Annotated in this window: 22 protein-coding genes; 18 read left to right on the top strand and 4 right to left on the bottom strand. The window is 64.8% G+C overall.

The annotated features are described in order from the left end of the window. The first annotated feature begins 1 nt into the window (after position 1). The 7 genes from EV665_RS13305 to ispG all read left to right on the top strand — a co-directional run bounded on the left by EV665_RS13305 (position 2) and on the right by ispG (position 6,583). Positions 2-421: an RNA-binding S4 domain-containing protein gene (locus tag EV665_RS13305; RefSeq protein WP_064331860.1), complete on the top strand. Its 420-nt coding sequence runs from the start codon at positions 2-4 to the stop codon at positions 419-421. Positions 422-613: 192 nt separating this feature from the next. Next, positions 614-952 (top strand): ferredoxin FdxA, encoded by a 339-nt coding sequence (gene fdxA, locus EV665_RS13300; protein WP_133034466.1) that lies wholly within the window; start codon positions 614-616, stop codon positions 950-952. A 369-nt stretch (positions 953-1,321) separates the two neighbouring features. Next, a complete protein-coding gene (locus EV665_RS13295; RefSeq protein WP_119257839.1) occupies positions 1,322-1,891 on the top strand; it encodes a CarD family transcriptional regulator in 570 nt (189 codons plus the stop codon). Between the two features lie 262 nt (positions 1,892-2,153). After that, positions 2,154-3,014 carry an RNA polymerase factor sigma-32 gene (locus tag EV665_RS13290; RefSeq protein ID WP_064331862.1) on the top strand — a complete coding sequence of 287 codons (861 nt, stop codon included), beginning with the start codon at positions 2,154-2,156 and terminating at the stop codon, positions 3,012-3,014. A 177-nt stretch (positions 3,015-3,191) separates the two neighbouring features. Further along, on the top strand, positions 3,192-3,965 hold the full coding sequence (locus EV665_RS13285) for a DeoR/GlpR family DNA-binding transcription regulator (protein ID WP_133034465.1): 774 nt from the start codon (positions 3,192-3,194) through the stop codon (positions 3,963-3,965). Between the two features lie 33 nt (positions 3,966-3,998). Then, positions 3,999-5,192: an MFS transporter gene (locus EV665_RS13280; protein WP_133034464.1), complete on the top strand. Its 1,194-nt coding sequence runs from the start codon at positions 3,999-4,001 to the stop codon at positions 5,190-5,192. Positions 5,193-5,329: 137 nt separating this feature from the next. Next, on the top strand, positions 5,330-6,583 hold the full coding sequence (gene ispG / locus EV665_RS13275) for a flavodoxin-dependent (E)-4-hydroxy-3-methylbut-2-enyl-diphosphate synthase (protein WP_133034463.1): 1,254 nt from the start codon (positions 5,330-5,332) through the stop codon (positions 6,581-6,583). 72 nt (positions 6,584-6,655) lie between these two features. On the opposite strand, the gene hisC is transcribed toward ispG, so the two are convergent. Both hisC and EV665_RS13265 read right to left on the bottom strand, forming a co-directional pair. Beyond that, entirely contained in the window at positions 6,656-7,711 is a 1,056-nt protein-coding gene (gene hisC / locus EV665_RS13270) for a histidinol-phosphate transaminase (RefSeq protein WP_133034462.1), read from the bottom strand. A 4-nt stretch (positions 7,712-7,715) separates the two neighbouring features. Then, positions 7,716-8,633 carry a polyprenyl synthetase family protein gene (locus tag EV665_RS13265; protein WP_133034461.1) on the bottom strand — a complete coding sequence of 306 codons (918 nt, stop codon included), beginning with the start codon at positions 8,631-8,633 and terminating at the stop codon, positions 7,716-7,718. 135 nt (positions 8,634-8,768) lie between these two features. On the opposite strand from EV665_RS13265, the gene mtgA reads away from it, so the two are divergent. The 4 genes from mtgA (at position 8,769) to EV665_RS13245 (ending at position 11,263) form a co-directional block, all read left to right on the top strand. Next, positions 8,769-9,524: a monofunctional biosynthetic peptidoglycan transglycosylase gene (gene mtgA / locus EV665_RS13260; protein ID WP_371328573.1), complete on the top strand. Its 756-nt coding sequence runs from the start codon at positions 8,769-8,771 to the stop codon at positions 9,522-9,524. 76 nt (positions 9,525-9,600) lie between these two features. Next, complete coding sequence (locus EV665_RS13255) at positions 9,601-10,248, top strand: glutathione S-transferase family protein (RefSeq protein ID WP_133034460.1); 648 nt, start codon at positions 9,601-9,603, stop codon at positions 10,246-10,248. A 147-nt stretch (positions 10,249-10,395) separates the two neighbouring features. Then, complete coding sequence (rpmF, locus tag EV665_RS13250; RefSeq protein WP_064331868.1) at positions 10,396-10,581, top strand: 50S ribosomal protein L32; 186 nt, start codon at positions 10,396-10,398, stop codon at positions 10,579-10,581. Between the two features lie 274 nt (positions 10,582-10,855). After that, positions 10,856-11,263 (top strand): hypothetical protein, encoded by a 408-nt coding sequence (locus EV665_RS13245; protein ID WP_064331869.1) that lies wholly within the window; start codon positions 10,856-10,858, stop codon positions 11,261-11,263. Between the two features lie 31 nt (positions 11,264-11,294). On the opposite strand, the gene phaR is transcribed toward EV665_RS13245, so the two are convergent. Next, positions 11,295-11,873: a polyhydroxyalkanoate synthesis repressor PhaR gene (gene phaR / locus EV665_RS13240; RefSeq protein WP_064331870.1), complete on the bottom strand. Its 579-nt coding sequence runs from the start codon at positions 11,871-11,873 to the stop codon at positions 11,295-11,297. Between the two features lie 291 nt (positions 11,874-12,164). Between phaR and EV665_RS13235 the strand changes: the two genes are divergently transcribed. The 4 genes from EV665_RS13235 to EV665_RS13220 all read left to right on the top strand — a co-directional run bounded on the left by EV665_RS13235 (position 12,165) and on the right by EV665_RS13220 (position 15,008). After that, positions 12,165-13,346 carry an acetyl-CoA C-acetyltransferase gene (locus EV665_RS13235; protein ID WP_064331871.1) on the top strand — a complete coding sequence of 394 codons (1,182 nt, stop codon included), beginning with the start codon at positions 12,165-12,167 and terminating at the stop codon, positions 13,344-13,346. Between the two features lie 87 nt (positions 13,347-13,433). Next, on the top strand, positions 13,434-14,159 hold the full coding sequence (phbB, locus tag EV665_RS13230) for a beta-ketoacyl-ACP reductase (RefSeq protein WP_133034459.1): 726 nt from the start codon (positions 13,434-13,436) through the stop codon (positions 14,157-14,159). Positions 14,160-14,237: 78 nt separating this feature from the next. After that, a complete protein-coding gene (locus EV665_RS13225; protein ID WP_133034458.1) occupies positions 14,238-14,546 on the top strand; it encodes a 4a-hydroxytetrahydrobiopterin dehydratase in 309 nt (102 codons plus the stop codon). 72 nt (positions 14,547-14,618) lie between these two features. Then, entirely contained in the window at positions 14,619-15,008 is a 390-nt protein-coding gene (locus EV665_RS13220) for a YkvA family protein (protein ID WP_064331874.1), read from the top strand. A 70-nt stretch (positions 15,009-15,078) separates the two neighbouring features. On the opposite strand, the gene EV665_RS13215 is transcribed toward EV665_RS13220, so the two are convergent. Beyond that, positions 15,079-15,339, bottom strand: coding sequence for a hypothetical protein (locus EV665_RS13215; protein WP_133034457.1), 261 nt, complete (start codon positions 15,337-15,339; stop codon positions 15,079-15,081). Between the two features lie 54 nt (positions 15,340-15,393). Between EV665_RS13215 and EV665_RS13210 the strand changes: the two genes are divergently transcribed. The 3 genes from EV665_RS13210 (at position 15,394) to EV665_RS13200 (ending at position 18,654) form a co-directional block, all read left to right on the top strand. Continuing rightward, a complete protein-coding gene (locus tag EV665_RS13210) occupies positions 15,394-15,897 on the top strand; it encodes an invasion associated locus B family protein (RefSeq protein ID WP_064331875.1) in 504 nt (167 codons plus the stop codon). A 236-nt stretch (positions 15,898-16,133) separates the two neighbouring features. Then, on the top strand, positions 16,134-17,363 hold the full coding sequence (rlmN, locus tag EV665_RS13205; protein ID WP_380686163.1) for a dual-specificity RNA methyltransferase RlmN: 1,230 nt from the start codon (positions 16,134-16,136) through the stop codon (positions 17,361-17,363). Positions 17,364-17,700: 337 nt separating this feature from the next. Then, positions 17,701-18,654 (top strand): ABC transporter substrate-binding protein, encoded by a 954-nt coding sequence (locus tag EV665_RS13200; protein WP_064331877.1) that lies wholly within the window; start codon positions 17,701-17,703, stop codon positions 18,652-18,654. Positions 18,655-18,686: the final 32 nt, after the last annotated feature.

The raw sequence follows: 18,686 nt of genomic DNA, 5'->3' as shown, positions 1-18,686 counted from the left end.
GATGGCACGCGACGAGGAACAGCCGGCAGGTCAGGCGCGACAGCGCATCGACAAGTGGCTGTTCTTCGCGCGGCTGCGCAAGTCCCGCTCGCTGGCGGCGAAATCCGTGGAAACGGGCGATGTCAGCGTCAACGGCCAGAACATCCGCCAGCCCTCGCACATGGTGCGTCCCGGCGATGTCGTGGTGCTCTCGCTTGACCGGCACGACATGGTGGTGAAGGTGCTGCAGCCGGGCGAACGCCGCGGGCCCTACGAGGAGGCCCGCCTTCTCTACAGCGACATGACGCCGCCCCCGCCGCCGCGCGAGGAGCGCTCGCTCTTCGAGCAGGCGACGCGCGAACGCGGCGCCGGCCGGCCCACCAAGCGGGAACGCCGCGAAACCGACCGCCTGCACGGTTTTCCCGGCGACGACGAGGATTAGAATTCTATACCTCGCATGCGCCTGGCAGCGCATGTATTACGCTTGCAAACCGCCCGCAAAGCCTTTACCTCAGCCTCCGGATGGCCCTTTACGCGCGCGGTCTCTCCTGTCCGGCAAGCCGATCGCGTGACGGATACTGCGGTGACGGATGGTCTCGTCCGCACCCGCCTTATGACGATTCTGGAGTTCCTCATGACGTATGTCGTGACCGACAACTGCATTCGCTGCAAGTACACGGACTGCGTGGAAGTGTGCCCCGTCGACTGTTTCTACGAGGGTGAGAATTTCCTGGTCATCCACCCCGACGAATGCATCGACTGCGGTGTCTGCGAACCGGAATGTCCCGCCGAGGCGATCAAGCCGGATACCGAGCCGGGGCTCGACAAGTGGCTGCAGGTCAACACGGAATTCGCCGCCATCTGGCCGAACATCACGGTCAAGCGCGATGCGATGCCGGAAGCGAAGGAAATGGACGGCGTGGAAGGCAAGTACGAGAAGTACTTCTCTCCCAATCCGGGCCAGGGCGATTGATCGCCGCATAGCGCGGCAAGCGAAGCTGGGGAAAAAAGCATGCTCCCGTCAAAAGGCGATGGGACAGGCTTGATGACCCATGCGAAGCAAATTATTGATTTCGGCACTTTTTTGTGGTAGGGTCCCGATACTGATCCACATCGCGGCATTTTGCGTGCCCGAACACCACCACGAAAGCAAACGATCCCTCGACGCCGCTCACCTCCCATAGGCAGCTCCGGTTGCTCAAATGTGAACGCGTCGCCGGGGACCTTTTTGCGCATGGCGGACGGACCAGAGTGGTGACACCGCAACGGTGCCCCCCGTCTTTCCCGGGTCCCCGGACCCACCCGGCCATGCCGGGAGCGTAACAGGGAGTATTTGAACAGAATGACGACCCAGCAGAAGAAATCTTCCACGCGCCAGGGCTTCAAGACCGGTGAATCGATCGTCTATCCCGCTCACGGCGTTGGCCAGATCGTGGCCATCGAGGAGCAGGAAGTCGCCGGCATGAAGCTTGAGCTTTTTGTCATCGATTTCGAAAAGGACAAGATGCGTCTCAAGGTGCCGGTTGCCAAGGCCGTTTCGATCGGCATGCGCAAACTGTCGGAGACCGATTTCGTCGACCGCGCGCTGAAGGTTGTCCAGGGCAAGGCCCGCGTGAAGCGCACCATGTGGTCGCGCCGCGCGCAGGAATACGATGCCAAGATCAATTCGGGCGACCTGATCTCGATCGCCGAAGTGGTCCGTGACCTCTACCGCGCGGAAAACCAGCCGGAACAGTCCTATTCCGAGCGCCAGCTCTATGAAGCCGCGCTCGACCGCATGGCCCGTGAAATCGCCGCCGTCAACAAGATGTCGGAAACCGAGGCCGTCCGCCTCGTCGAAACGAACCTCGCCAAGGGTCCGAAGCGTGGCAAGGCCATCGAAGAGGACGACTCGCAGGACGAAGCGGCCTGATCTAGGGCGGCACGCTCGATTTTAAAGCCCGGCTGGCAACAGCCGGGTTTTTTTATGGGAACTTTTCCGGTCGTCGGCCGTTGCTCACGCGAGGACGACCGGCTTAGGGCGCCCGGCGGTGTGGCTTGCCCACTTTATTTTCTCGGAAACCGTTTTCGAGTGATCCGTTGGTCTTTCCGAAACGTCATCGTCAAGCAGGGCGCAAGGCCAGGAGCAGGAATGGGCCTGCTTGCGCCGGTTCGGTTAACGTGGAGAGACCCCCATGGCTACGACGACCGCAGACCGCCGCATGATCAAGCTCGCAATGTCCGCGCCCTATCTCGAACGGGACGAGGAACAGGCGCTGGCCCAGGCCTGGAAGAACAACAAGGATCAGGAAGCCCGCAACCGCATCGCCATGGCCCATATGCGCCTGGTGGTCTCGATGGCCGGGAAGTTCAGGAACTTCGGCCTGCCCCTCGGCGATCTCGTACAGGAAGGCTATATCGGGCTCCTGGAAGCCGCCGCCCGCTTCGAGCCGGAACGGCAGGTGCGCTTTTCCACCTATGCCAGCTGGTGGATCCGCGCCTCGATCCAGGACTATGTGCTGCGCAACTGGTCGATCGTGCGCGGCGGCACCAGTTCGGCGCAGAAGGCGCTCTTCTTCAACCTGCGGCGCCTGCGCGCGCGCCTCGCCCGCGGCGACACATACCTCACCGCCGAGGCGATGCACCAGGAGATCGCGGCCGCGCTCGGTGTCAGCACCGCCGACGTGCGCACCATGGATGCCCGCCTTTCCTCCTCCGACGTCTCGCTCCAGGCGCCGATCTCCTCCGCCGAGGGGGAGGGCTCGAACCGGCTCGACTTCCTGACCAGCGATGCCCCCCTTCCCGACGAGCAGGCGGAAGGCAGCATCGACGGTGAACGCCGCCATCACTGGCTGCATGCCGCGCTCGGCCAGCTCAATGAGCGCGAGATGAAGATCATTCGCGCCCGGCGGCTGGCGGAGAACGGCGCGACGCTCGAGGAACTCGGCGCCGTGCTCGGCATTTCCAAGGAGCGCGTGCGCCAGATCGAGAACCGGGCGCTGGAAAAACTGCGCGCCGTGCTGGTCAGCAAGACCACGGATTTCGCCTACGCCTGATACGCCTGACGGTGAAGCAGCCCGCAGGGGCCTGGGTTCAACCCGGGCCTCTTCATCGGCGTCGTGCTAAAAAACCTTACCGTTTCGTCCGGCAATCAAACGTGATCATCCCCGTTCATTGACGTTTCTGCCGATTCATGCGCATTGCTACGCAATCATGCATGATTGGATTCGGCAATGTCGGGACAGGACCTTCTTCTGCTTGGCGAACGGCAAGACCTGATCCGCGCGCGGCTCGACCTTTCGGGGCGGGTGATCGCGGCGGAGCTGGCGCAGGAACTCGGCGTATCGGAAGACACGATCCGGCGGGACCTGCGTGAAATGGCGGCCTCCGGCCTCTGCCGCCGGGTCTATGGCGGGGCTCTCCGCATGACGCACGCCTCCACCACGATGAACGAGCGCATGGCGATTGCCGGCGAACGCAAGGCGGCGCTCGCCCGCGCGGCCGCCGGGCTCATCCCCGCCGGCGCCACCGTCTTCCTCGATGCCGGCAGCACCAATGTCGCGCTCGCCCGCGCCTTGCCGACAGGCGCCGGCCTTACCGTCGCCACCAACGGGCCGGCCATTGCCGCGGCGCTTCTCGAACGCGACATCGCGACGATCCAGCTCGGCGGACTGATCGATGCCCGCTCGGGCGCGGCGATCGGCGCCAAGGCGATGCGCGACGCCGAGGCTTTGCGGCCGGACATCCTGGTGCTCGGCGTCTGCGGCATCGATCCGGAGGCCGGCGTCACCGCCGACACGTTCGAGGAGGCGGAATTCAAGCGCTTCGTCGCCTCGCGCAGCCGGACGGTGATCGTCATCGTCACCAACGACAAGCTTTTCACCGCAGCCCCCTATTCTGTCATCCCCTTGCCGCGCGTGGCCAGCGCCGTGATCGAGGCGGATGCGGGCGAGAGCGAAGCCGCCCTGCTCGCAGCCACCGGCATCGACATCCTGCGGGCCGGATAGGCGCCCCTCCCAGCATCCCGAAACGGACCTCCCATGACGACGCCCGAAAATGCCATCAAAGGCACCACTTTCGCGAAAACCGCCTTTCCACCGACGCGGCTTGCCGTCTCCGGCCTCTTCCTGCTGAACGGCACCTTCGCCGGCGCCTGGGCACCGAAGATCCCGGAATTCGCCAGCCGCCTGTCGCTCTCCGAATCCGGGCTCGGCCTGATGATCATGTGCTTCGGCATCGGCTCGCTCGTGCTGATGCCGATCGCCGGCATCCTGATCGCCCATTACGGCACGACGCGCACGGTCAAGGGCGCCGCGATCCTCTTCCTGTCCACCCTGATCCTGCTCTCCCTCGCCCCGACCGTTCCGCTGGGCGCCTTCGCCATCTTCCTCTTCGGCGGCCTGATGGGCGCGATGGACGTCGCCATGAACGGCAATGCCGTCGAGGTCGAAAAATCCATGCGGCGCGCGATCATGTCGTCCTGCCATGCCTTCTGGAGCCTCGGCGCCTTCCTCGGCGCCACGACCGGCGGTTTCCTCATCGAAGCCCTTGGCGTGATGGGCCATGCGGTGCTGCTCACCGGGCTCGGCGCCGTCGCGCTCGGCCTTGCCTGGCCCTTCGTGCTGCACGATGCGCCGCACCCCAGCGAGAAGCGCCAGAAGGTGCGCCTGCCGACGACGCTGCTGCCCTGGCTGATCGGCCTCATGGCGCTGTTCTCCATGGTGCCGGAAGGCGCGATCCTCGACTGGGGCGCGCTCTACATGCGCGACGAACTCGGCGCCTCGCTGGCGGTTTCCGGCTTCGCCTTCGGCGCCTTCTCGCTCACCATGGCCACCATGCGCTTTGCCGGCGACCATGTGCGCGACCGCTTCGGCGCGGTGAGGACGCTGCGGTTCTGCACCGTCATGGCGATGATCGGCATGGTGATCTCGGGCATGGCGCCGAATGCCTATGTAGCGGTCCTCGGTTTCGCCATCTGCGGCATCGGCATTTCCAACATGGTGCCGATCGCCTTTTCCGCCGCCGGCAACCTGCCCGGCTTCGCTCAAGGGGTCGCGCTCTCCGTCGCGACGGTCATGGGCTATTCCGGCTCGCTCTTCGCCCCCTCCGTCATCGGCTTCATCGCCGAGCATACGGGCTTTTCCATCATCTTCGCCCTGCTGCCGGTGCTTTTCATCGTCGTGCTGCTGCTCTCGCACCACGCCTTGCATGCGGATGTGCGCGAACGCCCCTGAACGCGGGACGGGCGGCGATCAAATCGTCGCGCGTTCCCGTCCCGGCGGTTGACAAGCCCCGTTTCCTGATCCACCTGAGGGCAAGGGCTGCGCGAGCGATGCCGTGCGCGGCCGGTTTTCGAGCAAGAGGCTCCAGAATGTCCTTCTCCTTCGACTTTGAACCGAAGCCGCGACGCCGGTCCGTCGGCGTCGATGTCGGCGGCGTGCTCGTCGGCGGCGGTGCGCCGGTCGTCGTGCAGTCGATGACCAATACGGATACGGCCGATATCGACGGGACGGTGGCGCAGGTCGCCGCCCTCCACCGCGCCGGCTCGGAGATCGTGCGCATCACGGTCGACCGCGACGAGAGCGCGGCGGCCGTGCCGAAGATCCGCGAACGCCTCTTGCGCCTCGGCATGGACGTGCCGCTCGTCGGCGACTTCCACTATATCGGCCACAAGCTGCTCGCCGACCATCCGGCCTGCGCCGAGGCGCTGGCGAAATATCGCATCAATCCCGGCAATGTCGGCTTCAAGGACAAGAAGGACCGGCAGTTCGCCGCCATCGTCGAGACGGCGATCCGCCACGACAAGCCGGTGCGCATCGGCGTCAACTGGGGCTCGCTCGACCAGGAGCTCCTGACCCGGCTGATGGACGAGAACCAGGACAAGGGCTTTCCGCTGACCGCCCAGCAGGTGATGCGCGAGGCGATCTGCCAGTCGGCGCTGCTGTCCGCCAAGCTTGCCGAGGAGATCGGCCTGCCGCGCGACCACATCATCCTCTCGGCGAAGGTCTCCAACGTGCAGGACCTCATCGCCGTCTATGCGATGCTCTCGGCGCGCTCGGACCATGCGCTGCATCTCGGCCTGACGGAAGCCGGCATGGGCACGAAGGGCGTCGTCGCCTCCTCCGCCTCGCTCGGCATCCTCATGCAGCAGGGCATCGGCGACACGATCCGCATCTCGCTGACCCCCGAGCCCGGCGGCGACCGCACCCGCGAGGTGCAGGTGGCGCAGGAACTGCTCCAGGTCATGGGCTTCCGCCAGTTCATCCCCGTCGTCGCCGCCTGTCCGGGCTGCGGTCGCACCACCTCCACGGTCTTCCAGGAACTCGCCCAGAAGATCCAGGACGACATCCGCAAGAACATGCCGGTCTGGCGGGAAAAATATCCGGGCGTCGAGGGGCTGAAGGTCGCGGTCATGGGCTGCATCGTCAACGGCCCGGGCGAAAGCAAGCATGCCGATATCGGCATCTCGCTGCCCGGCACCGGCGAACTGCCGATCGCTCCCGTCTATGTCGACGGCAAGAAGGCCATGACGCTGCGCGGCACCAACATCGCCGGCGAATTCGAGACGCTCGTCAACGACTATATCGAGAAGCGCTACGGCCAGGGCCAGGCGGCCGCCGAGTAGGGGCGGCCCTGGAGGGTTTGTCGCATTTCCACATGGAAACCGGGATCCGCTTTCCTGGAAATGCTCCAAACCTCAGACGATCTCCTCGACAGCGGCGATCAGCCGGTCGCATTCCTCGGGCGTGCCGATGGTGATGCGCAGGAAATCGGAGAGGCGCGGCTTGGCGAAATGGCGCACCAGCACGGCGCGCTCGCGCAGACCCTTCGCCAGCGCCTCGCCGCTCACGGCCGGATGACGGGCGAAGACGAAGTTCGCCTGCGAGGGCAGCACCTCGAAGCCGCGCTGGCGGAGCGCCCCGGTGACGCGTTCGCGTGTTTCGATGACCTTGCCCCGCGTCTCGTCGAACCATTCGCGATCATCGATGGCGGCCGCGGCGCCGGCCTGCGCGATGCGGTCGAGCGGATAGGAGTTGAAGCTGTCCTTCACGCGCTCCAGCGCATCGATCAGCGGGCGCTGGCCGATGGCATAGCCGACGCGCAGGCCCGCCAGCGAGCGGGACTTCGACAGCGTGTGGACGACGAGCAGGTTGTCGTATTTCCTGGTCAGCGGGATCGCGCTTTCACCGCCGAAGTCGATATAGGCCTCGTCGACCACCACCGGCTGGTCCGGGTGCCCGGCAACCAGCGCCTCGATGGCGGCAAGCGGCAGGCCGATGCCGGTTGGGGCGTTCGGGTTCGGCAGGATGATGGCCCCGCAGGGTCGATCATAGTCCGAGAGGTCGATGGTAAAATCGTCCTTCAGCGCAATCTCCTCCGCCTGAATGCCGAAGAGCCGGCAGTAGGTCGGGTAGAAGCTGTAGGTGATGTCGGGATAGACGAGCGGCTTGTCGTGCTTGAGGAGCGCGACGAAGGCGTGCGCCAGCACCTCGTCCGAACCGTTTCCGACAAAGACCTCGTCCGCGTCCACACCGTGGAAACGGGCGATCGACTGGCGCAGCGCCAGCGCGCTCGGATCCGGGTAGAGCTTCAGGCTGTCGGCGATAGCGGCCTGCATGGCGGCGATCGCCTTCGGTGACGGGCCGTAGGGATTTTCGTTGGTGTTGAGCTTGATGAGGTTTTGGATGCGCGGCTGTTCGCCGGCGACATAGGGCTTGAGCGTGGCGACGATGGGCGACCAGAATTTGCTCATGGCGTCAGTTCCTGCGATTAGCGATGAAATGGGCGGTCTCGATCAGGATGCCGGCGCGATGGTCGAACGGCGCAAGAAGCGCCTCGGCCTCCGCAACGAGTTCGCGCAGGCGGTTCTCCGCCCAGGCCTGGCCGCGCCGGGCGACCAGCGTCGCCTTGCCGCGATCGGCATCCTTGCCGGTCGCCTTGCCCATGGTCGCGGCATCGGCGGTGAGGTCGAGCAGGTCGTCGGCGATCTGGAAGGCAAGGCCCACCGTTTCGCCATAGCGGCGCAGCGTCAGCCGGTCCCCCGCCGAGGCGCCCGCAACGATCGCGCCGGCCTCGCAGGCAAAGCGCAGCAGCGCGCCGGTCTTCATCTTCTGCAGCGTCACGATGCCCGCCTCGTCCGGCGCATCGGTCTCGGCCGCAAGGTCGAGCGCCTGGCCGCCGGCCATGCCGCCGATGCCGGCGGCGCGGGCGAGCGCCAGCACCAGCGCCGTCTTGGTGGCATCGGGCAGGCGCGTCTCGGGCGCCGCGACGATGTCGAAGGCGAGCGTCAGCAGGCTGTCGCCGGCAAGGATCGCTGCCGCCTCGTCGAAGGCGATGTGCACGGTCGGCTGGCCACGGCGCAGGTCATCGTCGTCCATGGCCGGCAGGTCGTCATGCACGAGCGAATAGCAGTGGATGCATTCGAGCGCGGCGCCGACGCGCAGCGCCGCCGTGCGCTCCACGCCCGGAAAGAGCGCGGCGGATTCGATGACGAGGAAGGGCCGCAGCCGCTTGCCGCCGTTGAGCACGCCGTGGCGCATGGCGGCGAGCAGCCGTTCGGGGCGGGCGATCTCGTCCGCCGCGACGCTGCCGGACAGCAGCATTGCCAGCAGTGCCTCCACCGCCTCGGCGTTGCCCTTCAGCAGGGACTGGAATTCCTGGTAACGTTCGCTCATGGCCGCTCTTTGGCATGGGCTCCGGGCCGAAGCAACGGCCATGCCCGGGCTGCTTCAAAGAATCGCGCCGCAGACTGGTTTTTGGCGAGCCGTGACGGTATGAAGGCGCAACGACGGAAGGACGGACGCCGGCTCTTGGACATCGTACCGGAAACACGCGCAGATACGGTCAACACGGAGACAGAAGCCGGTGAGAAGGACGGTTGGATGAGCCGGCTTCGCCGGAACTGGCGACGCCTCGTGCTGGTGGTCCTGGCCATCGTCGCGCTGCCCTATGTGCTGATCCTGCTCTACACGATCGAATTCGTGCGCCCGGTTTCCACGCTGATGCTGCGCGATCTCGCGCTCCTGCGCGGCTACGACCGGCAATGGGTGGCGTTCGACGATATCTCGCCCAACCTGGTGCAGGCGGTGATGATGTCCGAGGACGGTCAGTTCTGCCGCCATGCCGGTGTCGACTGGGGCGAGATGCGCGCCGTCGTCAACGAGGCGCTGGCCGGCGAGCAGACGCGCGGCGCCAGCACGATCCCGATGCAGACGGCCAAGAACCTCTTCCTCTGGAATGGCCGCTCCTTCGTGCGCAAGGCAATGGAACTGCCGCTCGCCGTCGCGGCGGATTTCGTGTGGAGCAAGCGGCGGCTGATGGAGATCTACCTCAACATCGCCGAATGGGGCCCCGGCATCTACGGCATCGAGGCGGCGGCGCAGCATCATTTCAAGGTGCCGGCCGCCAAGCTCTCGCGCCGGCAGGCCGCCCTTCTCGCCGTCTCGCTGCCGAATCCCTACGAGCGCAATGCCGGAAAGCCGGGCCGCGGCCTGCAGCGCCTCGCCCACCTCATCGAGCGGCGCGCCAGCCGCTCGGGCGAATATATCAAGTGCCTTTATGAGTGAGTTCAGGCCTTTTCATTGGTGCCGGCCCCGGTGAAGTCCTAGGGTCTCCGCCATGTCAAAAGCGCGCGGGAGCACCATGTCGGACCTCATCCTCTATGTCGGCAACAAGAACTATTCCTCCTGGTCCTTCCGGCCCTGGATCGCCATGGCGGCGGCCGGCGTGCCGTTCACCGACAAGGTCATCCCCTTCGACTTTCCCGCCGGCAACCCGGAATTCATCAAGATCTCGCCGACGGGGAAGGTGCCGGTGCTGCACCATGGCGCGGTGCGGGTGTGGGAATCGCTCGCGATCATCGAATATGTCGCCGAGCTCTTTCCCGATGCCGGCATCTGGCCCAAGGACGGCGCGGCCCGGGCCGAGGCACGGGCAATCTCGATGGAGATGCTCTCCGGCTTCCGGGCGCTGCGCGGCGCCTGCCCGATGAACATCCGCCGCAAGCCGGGCGAAATCGACCTGCCGGACGGCGTGACGGATGACGTCGCCCGCATCGAGACGATCTGGAAGACGGCGCTCGCACGCTCCGGCGGACCGTTCCTGTTCGGCGCCTTTTGCGCCGCCGATGCGATGTATGCGCCTGTTGTCAACCGGTTCGAGGCCTATTGCCTGACACGCGACGAAACCGTCCTGGCCTATATGGCGCGCATGAAGGCACATCCGGCCTGGCGGACGTGGCAGACGGCGGCGCTGGCCGAGCCGTGGATCGTGCCCGAAGACGAGGTCTGACCGGCGGAATCGAAAAAAACCGTCCGGGGACTGGTCAAGCGGGTTTTTGCTGTGTATAAGCCGGCCCAATTTCCGAGATAAAGACATGTCCCTGTCGCCCATCCGGTGGCCCGTGGATGTGTTTGCCCGATAAGTGGAGTTAGTGAAATGGCTGTACCGAAAAGAAAAACGAGCCCGTCCAAGCGCGGTATGCGCCGTTCCGCAGACGCTCTGAAGGGTTCGACCTACATCGAAGACAAGAACTCGGGCGAACTGCGCCGTCCGCACCATATCGACCTGAAGACCGGCATGTACCGCGGTCGCCAGGTTCTGACGCCGAAGGAAAACGCATAAGCGTTTTCGGCATCAGCAGAGATCGGGGGCCGGCTTGCCGGCCCTTTTCTTTTGGGCCATCCGCCCCCGGAATGCCTGGCCGCCGCCGCGACGACATTTTCTTGTGCCGATTCTTGGGCTAAGAGGGCCATGAGGCCGCTCGTGCGACGATGATCGTTAGGGTATTTCCGCTTTTCTTCGAATCGCGAAAACGCCCTATCTGTTTGTTTTACGCAGTTCCGGGCGCAGGACCGCTTCGCACTTTTGCTGGAATTGCCCTAGGAGACCGCCGCCCATGCTTCTGGCCATACCGCTGCTGATCATCCCCTTCGCCCTCTACAACCTCGCCATGACCGGCCTTTTCGGGGACGGCGGCGTCGCCGTGCTCGACAGCGAGGTAATGGCGGTCAACATGCTGTCCGGCACGACCTGGACCATGGCCTTCGGCGACCTCCTCATCCTGATCGCGCTCGTGCTGCTCTTCGTGGAGATCCTGAAGGCCACGCGCCCGGGTTCGCGCGCGCTGCTCGATCACATGCTCTCCATGGTGCTGTTCGTGGTGTTTCTCGTCGAGTTCCTGCTGGTGCAGGGCGCGGCGACGCAGATTTTCTTCATCCTGATGACGATCACCTTCATCGATGTCATCGCGGGTTTTGCCGTGTCGATCCGCACGGCGAGCCGGGATCTTTCGATCGGGCTGTGACGGGCGCGGGCCTGCCCGCGCCGGCCCGTTTTCAGCTGAGGTTGTCGAGCTTCGTCTGCAGCGCGCGTAGCTGTTCCTTCAGCTCGTCGAGATCCTTGGCCTCGGCCTTGCGCGTCTCCTTCGGCGGCGCGGCATTGGCGAAGGGCGAGAACATCTTCATCGCCTGCTGGAACAGTTCCGTGTTGCGCCGCGTCGTCTCCTCGATCAGCGCCATCGGCACCTGCAGGTTCTTGCCGAGCGGCGTGTCGCCGAAGGTCTTGTTGATCTGCTCGCGCATCTGCGACTGCTGCTCGGTGAAGGCCTGCATGGAGTGCTCGAGATAGCTCGGCACCACCATCTGCATCTGGTCGCCATAATAGGAGATGAGCTGGCGAAGGAACGAGATGGGCAAAAGCGTGTTGCCGGTCTTCGATTCCTGCTCGAAAATGATCTGCGTCAGCACCGAATGGGTGATGTCCTCGCCGGATTTGGCATCCTGCACGGTGAAATCCTCGCCCTTCTTCACCATGACCGCGAGATCGTCCAGCGTCACATAGGTGCTCGTGCCCGTGTTGTAGAGCCGCCGGTTCGCATATTTCTTGATGACGATCTGACCGTCGTTCCTGGCCATTAGGGTCTCCTCATCCCCGTATTTCCATTTCTTTTTTGGTCCCGGCGAGTATCGGCAAAAAGACGCGCGCTGACAATCGAATTGTGCGATGCGGCGAGCAATGCTGCGCAACATGGTTTTTCATGCTGCATGCCGCTTCCATGAAATTTTAGCGGCACCGGATATCCCGTTTGACTCTCCCCCTCCGCTTTGCCAGTTTTGATTTCGGGAGAACCGCCAAGCTCGCGCCGTTCGCGCGCCGGGCCTGGTTCCAAGGCCGACCGCAAGGTCGTCAGAACTGAGGAAGCACACATGAGCACCCCATCCATCGTCATCGCAAGCGCCGGCCGCACCGCGGTCGGTTCCTTCAACGGAGCCTTTGCCAACACGCCTGCCCACGAGCTCGGGGCGGCGGTCATTTCGGCGGTTCTGGAGCGCGCGGGCGTGGCAGTGGGCGAGGTGGACGAGGTGATCCTCGGCCAGGTCCTGCCGGCCGGCGAAGGCCAGAACCCGGCCCGCCAGGCCGCCATGAAGGCCGGCATCCCGCAGGAGGCGACCGCCTGGGGCATGAACCAGCTCTGCGGCTCGGGCCTGCGCGCGGTCGCGCTCGGCATGCAGCAGATCGCCACGGGCGATGCGAACATCATCGTTGCCGGCGGCATGGAATCCATGTCCATGGCGCCGCACTGCGCGCACCTGCGCGGCGGCGTGAAGATGGGCGATTTCAAGATGATCGACACGATGATCAAGGACGGCCTGACCGACGCCTTCTACGGCTACCACATGGGCATCACCGCCGAGAACGTCGCCAAGCAGTGGCAGCTTTCGCGCGACGAGCAGGATGCCTTCGCGGTTTCCTCGCAGAACAAGGCCGAGGCCGCCCAGAAGGACGGCCGCTTCAAGGACGAGATCGTCCCCTTCATCGTCAAGGGCCGCAAGGGCGACGTCACGGTCGACGCCGACGAATATATCCGTCATGGCGCGACGCTCGATTCGATGGCCAAGCTGCGGCCCGCCTTCGACAAGGAAGGCACCGTGACGGCCGCCAATGCCTCCGGCATCAATGACGGCGCCGCTGCCGCCCTCCTGATGAGCGAAGCCGAAGCCTCCCGCCGCGGCATCCAGCCGCTCGCCCGCATCGTCTCCTGGGCGACGGCCGGCGTCGACCCGAAGATCATGGGCACCGGCCCGATCCCCGCCTCCCGCAAGGCGCTGGAGCGCGCCGGCTGGAAGATCGGCGACCTCGACCTCGTGGAAGCCAACGAGGCCTTCGCCGCCCAGGCCTGCGCCGTCAACAAGGACCTCGGCTGGGATCCTTCGATCGTCAACGTCAACGGCGGCGCCATCGCCATCGGTCACCCGATCGGTGCCTCCGGCGCCCGCATCCTCAACACGCTCCTCTTCGAGATGAAGCGCCGCGGCGCCAGGAAGGGCCTTGCCACGCTCTGCATCGGCGGCGGCATGGGCGTGGCGATGTGCGTTGAGAGCATGTAAGCATTAGCTTACGGACTGCTTTGCCATGACCCGCCGCCGGCGGGGCGACGGGTCGACTCGAAAAACAGTTTCAGGGGAGTGAGCCACATGAGCAGGGTAGCATTGGTAACGGGCGGATCGCGGGGCATCGGCGCGGCCATTTCGGTGGCGCTGAAGGCCGCGGGATACACGGTGGCCGCGAACTATGCCGGCAATGACGATGCCGCGAACGCCTTCAAGGCGGAGACCGGCATCCCGGTCTACAAATGGGACGTTTCGAGCTACGAATCCTGCGTCGAGGGGATCGGCAAGGTGGAGGCCGACCTCGGTCCGGTGGACGTCCTCGTCAACAATGCGGGCATCACCCGCGACGCGATGTTCCACAAGATGACCCCGGACCAGTGGGGCGCGGTGATCAACACCAACCTCACCGGCCTCTTCAACATGACCCATCCGGTCTGGTCCGGCATGCGCGACCGCAGCTTCGGCCGCGTCATCAACATCTCCTCGATCAACGGCCAGAAGGGCCAGATGGGCCAGGCGAACTATTCCGCCGCCAAGGCCGGCGACCTCGGCTTCACCAAGGCGCTCGCCCAGGAAGGCGCCGCCAAGGGCATCACGGTCAACGCTATCTGCCCGGGCTACATCGGCACCGAAATGGTGCGCGCCATCCCGGAAAAGGTGCTGAACGAGCGGATCATCCCGCAGATCCCGGTCGGCCGCCTCGGCGAGCCGGACGAGATCGCCCGCATCGTCGTCTTCCTCGCCTCGGACGATGCCGGCTTCATCACCGGCTCGACCATCTCGGCGAATGGCGGCCAGTTCTTCGTCTGACCGCCTTTCATCGCAAACGGAACACGGCGCCTTCGGGCGCCGTTTTCCATGGTCGGATCGACCGGAAAGGAGCGCGCCATGAAACAGGAAACGTTGAGCGAAGAGGCAATCGCCGCGGCGATCGCGGCCCTTGACGGCTGGACCCGCTCGGATGACGGCATCGCCATCAAGAAGACATTCAAGTTCAAGAACTTCCGCGAGGCCTTCGGCTTCATGACCGAGGGCGCGCTGGCGGCGGAAAAATTCAACCATCATCCCGAATGGTTCAACGTCTACAACCGCGTCGAGGTGCGCCTCACGAACCACGATGCGGGCGGTCTCACCGAGCTCGATGTCAAGCTGGCGACGGCAATGGACAAGGCGGCGGCCCTGCGCACGAAGAGTTGAAGACCCGTGAAGCCGTTCCCATATCATTCCCGCCGGGTTTTTTCCGGCATCGCCACCTGAAGGAGGCCGTGCATGGATGATGTGAAGATCGGCGAGATCCTTCTGCCGGGAGACGAGGACGAGCAGGAGCGTCAGGAGAACCGCGTGAAGAAGCGGTTCTGGCCGGTCCTCAAGCGCGCGATGCGGCAGGTGCCGTTCTCCCGCGATCTCGTCGCCGCCTACTATTGCGCGCTGGATCCCCGCACGCCGACCAAGGTACGCGGCATCCTGCTCGCCGCCCTCGCCTATTTCGTATTGCCGCTCGACGGTATCCCGGATTTCTTCGCGCTGGTCGGCTTTTCCGACGATATCGCCGTGCTGACGGCCGCCTTCGCCGCCATCCGCGGGCACATCCGCGAAGACCACTACGTGGCCGCCGACAAGGCGCTCGCGGACGAGCCGGATGCGCAGCCGGCCGGCTGAACCCGGCCGCCGCCCTTCCCGCGCTCGACCTCAGGGCGAGAAGTCAAATTCTTGCCCTATTCCTTGTGCCTTAAATGGCCTCGACGGGTTCTATCTCACCAAATGGGGACTGGGCACGCGCGCCTTTCTCAGCAGTTCCGGCAAACAGGCGAAGCGGAATTGCACCGACGAAGAGCGGCGGCGTTTCTGGAAGGCAGCGGCGTATTTCGACGCAAATTTGTCCCGGTGCGGCGCGGCAGACCTTTGTAAAATGAATGCATGTTGACGGTTTGGTAACCTGAATTAAGTCAAAATAAATCAAATCGTCATCATGCGTGGCCGACACCGGCATCGAGGGCACCGCCTTCGGCCGGGCAATCACTGGCAAGACAACCGGCAGGAAAACATGTTCGTAAGAAAGCTCGCAACCGCACTCGCCCTCGTCGTCGTGACCGCAGGCGTTGCCTCGGCCCAGACGCCGACGCGCATTCAGCAGTTCAATGCCTGGGGTGCCTATTCCTACCAGGCAAAGGGCGGCAAGGTCTGCTACGTGCTGTCGGTGCCGAAGGAGAAGAACCCGGCCGGCGTCGACCACGGCGACGTCTTCTTCCTCGTCTCCCAGCGCCCGGGCCAGAACATCAGCTACGAGCCGCAGGCGATGATGGGCTATCCGCTGCAGGAGGCCTCCAAGGTCAACGTCGTCATCGACGGGCGCACCTTCGTGATGTTCACCAAGGGCAATTCGGCCTGGGTGGAGAACGCCGCGGAAGAGCCGGCCCTCGTTGCGGCCATGAAGGGCGGCAGGGACATGCAGGTCCAGGCGAAATCCCGCCGCGGCACGGGCACGTCCTACTCCTATTCGCTGTCGGGCATTTCGGCGGCGCTGAAGCAGATCGAAAGCTGCCGTTGATCCGTCGTGCAGGCAGAAACGGAAAAGGCCGGCGCCCCGCCGGCCTTTTCGTTTTCAGCGGCCGGGCGGACAGGTGACTTTGTGCCGGAACAATGCTAAAGGGCCGGCAACCGGGCCTTGCGCCGCATCGAGCGGCACCGGCAGGCCCCCAATGAACTTCTATCGAGCATGGACCGCTTGCGGCGCAGGAACCTGCGCCGGCGTGCCATGATCTTGAGGATGACCCGATGGCAAGCATGGACTTTCTCAACACGGCCGAGCCCATCAAGGCGCCGCTCGTGCGCACCCTTCCCGCCGCTGAAAAGCCCTCGCTGATCGGCCTTTCGCGCGAGGAGATGGGCCGTGCGCTCGTCGAAAAGGGCGTCAACGAGCGCCAGGTGAAGATGCGCGTCAGCCAGCTCTGGCACTGGCTCTATGTGCGCGGCGTTTCCGATTTCGACGACATGACCAATGTCTCCAAGGACATGCGCGAAATGCTAAAGACGCATTTCACCATCGCCCGTCCCGAGATCGTCGACGAGCAGATCTCCAGCGACGGCACGCGCAAATGGCTCTTGCGCTTCCCCCCGCGCGGCGCCGGCCGGCCGGTCGAGATCGAAACCGTCTACATTCCCGAGGAAGGCCGCGGCACGCTCTGCATTTCCAGCCAGGTCGGCTGCACGCTCACCTGCTCCTTCTGTCACACCGGCACGCAGAAGCTGGTGCGCAACCTGACGGCCGAGGAAATCCTCTCGCAGTTGCTGCTCGCTCGCGACCGGCTGGGCGATTTCCCGGACCGCGACACGCCGGCCGGCGCCATCGTGCCGGCGGAAGGGCGCAAGGTCTCCAACATCGTCATGATGGGCATGGGCGAGCCGCTCTACAATTTCGAGAGCGTCAAGACGGCGCTGCTGATCGCCACCGACGGCGACGGCCTGTCGCTCTCCAAGCGCCGCGTGACGCTGTCCACCTCGGGCATCGTGCCGGAGATCTATCGGACCGGCTCGGAGATCGGCGTCATGCTGGCCATCTCGCTGCATGCCGTGCGCGACGACCTGCGCGACATGCTGGTGCCGATCAATAAAAAATATCCGCTGAAGGAGCTGCTGGACGCCTGCCGCGCCTATCCGAGCCTGTCGAACGCCCGGCGCATCACCTTCGAATATGTGATGCTGAAAGACGTCAACGACACGCTGGAGGATGCCAAGCTGCTGGTGCAGTTGTTGAAGGGCATTCCCGCGAAGATCAACCTCATCCCCTTCAATCCCTGGCCGGGCACCAACTACCAGTGTTCGGACTGGGAGCAGATCGAGCGTTTCGCCGATTTCATCAACCAGGCCGGCTATGCCTCGCCGATCCGCACCCCGCGCGGCCGCGACATCCTCGCCGCCTGCGGCCAGCTGAAATCGGAATCCGAGCGCATGCGCAAGGTCGACCGCATGGCCTTCGAGGCGATGATGATCGTCGGGCACGGCGAGGACGACTGAGGGGCCTTCATCCGGTCGCGCCGGGGGCCGCATCCTCCCGAGGTTGAGAACCTCTCTTCCGTCATGCTCGGGCTTGACCCGAGCATCCACGCCGCGGGTGTCAGGTAAATCCTCGGCTCGGGGCCGAGGATGACGAAGTGGGTGGGGCAATGCCTGCTGGCCATCCTCCCCGTGCGAGACGCTTCTCCGAGGGGCCGGGCGCGGACAATGCCCCTTGTTCGGCACTTTGCCGCACCCATCCCATCATGAATTGTGATTGAAGCAGTCGATTCCGAGAATTGATTTGAAGGGCTGTTTTGCCTAGAACCAGCCTAAAATCATTCTAGGGAGACCATCCATGCGCCACCTTCTGCTCGCTTTCGCGGCGACGCTCGCGATTTCGCTGCCGGCCAAGGCCGAGGACGTCACGGTTGCCGTGACCGCCATCGTCGAACATCCGGCCCTCGACGCCGCCCGTGACGGCGTGAAGGAAGCGCTGGAGGCCGCCGGCTACAAGGAAGGCGAGAACCTGAAGTTCCTCTACGAATCGGCGCAGGGCAACCCCGCGACGGCCGCGCAGATCGCCCGCCAGTTCGCCGGTGAAGACCCCAGCGTCATCGTGCCGATCTCCACGCCGTCCGCCCAGGCCGTCGTTTCCGCGACGAAGGACATCCCGGTCGTCTTCACGGCCGTCTCCGACCCGCTCGGCGCACAGCTCGTCAAGGACATGGACAAGCCCGGCGGCAATGTCACCGGCCTGTCCGACATGTCGCCGGTCGCCGAGCACCTGGCGCTGATCAAGGAAATCCTGCCCGAAGCCAAGACGATCGGCTACCTCTACAATTCGGGTGAGGCGAACTCCGTGTCGCTGCTCGCCGTCTTGAAGGAAGAAGCCGAGAAGGCTGGCCTGACCGTCGTCGAATCCGCCGCCACCAAGTCCGCCGAAGTGCAGGGCGCCGCCCGCGCGCTCGTCGGCCGCGCCGATGCGATCTACATCCCGACAGACAACACGATCATCTCCGCGCTGGAAGGCGCGGTCGCCGTTGCCGAGGAGGCGAAGCTGCCGCTCTTCACCGCCGACACGGACTCCGTCTCGCGCGGCGCCATCGCGGCGCTCGGCTTCAACTACAAGGACGTCGGCCGGCAGACCGGCGAAGTCGTCGTGCGCATCCTCAAGGGCGAGAACCCGGGCGACATCGCCGTGAAGGTTGCCGCCGGCACCGACCTCGTCGTCAACAAGGGTGCTGCCGCCAAGATGGGCGTCACGCTTCCGGAAGCCGTCGTCGGCCGCGCGACCCGCGTGATCGAATAAGCCCGGGTTTCCCGGACATTTCCAATCGGAAT

The sequence above is a fragment of the Shinella granuli genome, from assembly GCF_004341885.1.
Classification (GTDB): Bacteria; Pseudomonadota; Alphaproteobacteria; order Rhizobiales; family Rhizobiaceae; genus Shinella; species Shinella granuli.
The sequence above is the reverse complement of the archived record's forward strand: the minus strand, read 5'-3'. Positions and strand labels throughout refer to the sequence as shown.

Bases quoted from the DNA above. Each gene is read 5' to 3' on its own strand.
- EV665_RS13305 (WP_064331860.1), top strand. From the start codon at position 2: ATGGCACGCGACGAGGAACAGCCGGCAGGTCAGGCGCGACAGCGCATC.
- fdxA (WP_133034466.1), top strand. From the start codon at position 614: ATGACGTATGTCGTGACCGACAACTGCATTCGCTGCAAGTACACGGAC.
- EV665_RS13295 (WP_119257839.1), top strand. From the start codon at position 1,322: ATGACGACCCAGCAGAAGAAATCTTCCACGCGCCAGGGCTTCAAGACC.
- EV665_RS13290 (WP_064331862.1), top strand. From the start codon at position 2,154: ATGGCTACGACGACCGCAGACCGCCGCATGATCAAGCTCGCAATGTCC.
- EV665_RS13285 (WP_133034465.1), top strand. From the start codon at position 3,192: ATGTCGGGACAGGACCTTCTTCTGCTTGGCGAACGGCAAGACCTGATC.
- EV665_RS13280 (WP_133034464.1), top strand. From the start codon at position 3,999: ATGACGACGCCCGAAAATGCCATCAAAGGCACCACTTTCGCGAAAACC.
- ispG (WP_133034463.1), top strand. From the start codon at position 5,330: ATGTCCTTCTCCTTCGACTTTGAACCGAAGCCGCGACGCCGGTCCGTC.
- hisC (WP_133034462.1), bottom strand. From the start codon at position 7,711: ATGAGCAAATTCTGGTCGCCCATCGTCGCCACGCTCAAGCCCTATGTC.
- EV665_RS13265 (WP_133034461.1), bottom strand. From the start codon at position 8,633: ATGAGCGAACGTTACCAGGAATTCCAGTCCCTGCTGAAGGGCAACGCC.
- EV665_RS13255 (WP_133034460.1), top strand. From the start codon at position 9,601: ATGTCGGACCTCATCCTCTATGTCGGCAACAAGAACTATTCCTCCTGG.
- rpmF (WP_064331868.1), top strand. From the start codon at position 10,396: ATGGCTGTACCGAAAAGAAAAACGAGCCCGTCCAAGCGCGGTATGCGC.
- EV665_RS13245 (WP_064331869.1), top strand. From the start codon at position 10,856: ATGCTTCTGGCCATACCGCTGCTGATCATCCCCTTCGCCCTCTACAAC.
- phaR (WP_064331870.1), bottom strand. From the start codon at position 11,873: ATGGCCAGGAACGACGGTCAGATCGTCATCAAGAAATATGCGAACCGG.
- EV665_RS13235 (WP_064331871.1), top strand. From the start codon at position 12,165: ATGAGCACCCCATCCATCGTCATCGCAAGCGCCGGCCGCACCGCGGTC.
- phbB (WP_133034459.1), top strand. From the start codon at position 13,434: ATGAGCAGGGTAGCATTGGTAACGGGCGGATCGCGGGGCATCGGCGCG.
- EV665_RS13225 (WP_133034458.1), top strand. From the start codon at position 14,238: ATGAAACAGGAAACGTTGAGCGAAGAGGCAATCGCCGCGGCGATCGCG.
- EV665_RS13220 (WP_064331874.1), top strand. From the start codon at position 14,619: ATGGATGATGTGAAGATCGGCGAGATCCTTCTGCCGGGAGACGAGGAC.
- EV665_RS13215 (WP_133034457.1), bottom strand. From the start codon at position 15,339: ATGCCGGTGTCGGCCACGCATGATGACGATTTGATTTATTTTGACTTA.
- EV665_RS13210 (WP_064331875.1), top strand. From the start codon at position 15,394: ATGTTCGTAAGAAAGCTCGCAACCGCACTCGCCCTCGTCGTCGTGACC.
- rlmN (WP_380686163.1), top strand. From the start codon at position 16,134: ATGGACTTTCTCAACACGGCCGAGCCCATCAAGGCGCCGCTCGTGCGC.
- EV665_RS13200 (WP_064331877.1), top strand. From the start codon at position 17,701: ATGCGCCACCTTCTGCTCGCTTTCGCGGCGACGCTCGCGATTTCGCTG.